The 1,102-nt window shown below is 37.1% G+C and carries 2 protein-coding genes; one reads left to right on the top strand and one right to left on the bottom strand.

Annotated features, from left to right (window positions below):
- On the top strand, positions 1 to 198 hold a 198-nt coding region (locus CA600_RS31610), incomplete at its 5' end, for a hypothetical protein (protein ID WP_218832811.1).
- 43 nt (positions 199 to 241) lie between these two features.
- On the opposite strand, the gene CA600_RS30560 is transcribed toward CA600_RS31610, so the two are convergent.
- Positions 242 to 1,102: transglutaminase-like domain-containing protein (locus tag CA600_RS30560; protein ID WP_306440437.1), on the bottom strand; the 861-nt coding region annotated here is incomplete at its 5' end.

Raw genomic sequence — 1,102 nt, 5'->3', positions numbered from 1 at the left:
CCGTTTAATGTCTCAGCAGCAACTCTTATAATATATCATGTTGTTCTCAGTAATGCAAGCTTTATTTTTCGAAAGCCGTTTATATCACTCTCTCAAACATTGCCTGTACGCTTTCCAACAACGCTTAACTATAATAACCTATCTATTCATAGAAAAGCAACCCCTAATAGAAAAATAAACAACCAGCTTAATAATTAAGCTGGTTGTTTATTTAATAGAGTTATGATTCTAGCGATGCAAATTAATAGTATTTTGCTGCAGTATACTTACTTGAAGCCTTAATAAAATCTGCATTCTTCTTACTCTTCGCTGCCGATGCATCTACCGTAGTATCAATAGTAACCCATTTCCCATCCATCAGTACTTCATTCCATGCATGATATTGGGTAACGTAGCTAGTATTCCCCATCACCAACTTAGCAGGCACATCTACACTACGCAGCATTGCGGCAAAAAGAGAAGCATAGTCATAGCAGATTCCTTTTTTAGTATTCAAAGTGTTGTTAATGTTCGGAATATAATCTGTTGTTACGTTATTAGCAAGAGAATAATCGTATTGTACATTAGCAACTACATAGTTATAGATTGCCTTAACTTTTTCTTCATCTGTTGTTTTGCCTTTTGTAAGCTCTTTTGCCTTAAGGATCGCTTTATCAGAAGAACTCCATTTCACATTCTGTACGGATCCCAAATATACGGAATTCGAGTCACTCATGGTTACATCTACTACTTCGGAATATAACGATTTGTATTTATTTCCTGTTGTGTTCTCAAGAACAGAAACCTTATAAGTACCATTACCTTGTTGTAAAGGGAAGTCCTCAGCTTGTCCAGAAGCATATAAGTTATATGTATAGCTGCTGTTGTCTTTAGTGATCATGAGTTTGATTCTTTTATCTTTCGGAATATCATAGTTAATCCCAATAACACCTTGAGCCACTTTTGATGTAATCAACCAGCTCGCATCTACACTTGCGGCTTGAGCTGTGCTTACCGGAACCGCAGTAATTAGTACGAACAGCGCCATCATCATAAAATAAACCTTTTTCACGGATAAAACCCCTTTCGGTAGCTGGCTGCCATCCTTTCGGGAAGGCCCTTT

It is taken from the genome of Paenibacillus sp. VTT E-133280 (assembly GCF_002264385.1).
Classification (GTDB): Bacteria; Bacillota; Bacilli; order Paenibacillales; family Paenibacillaceae; genus Paenibacillus_AQ; species Paenibacillus_AQ nitricinens.
Note: the sequence above shows the minus strand (reverse complement) of the source record. Positions and strands in the feature narration are given on the sequence as shown.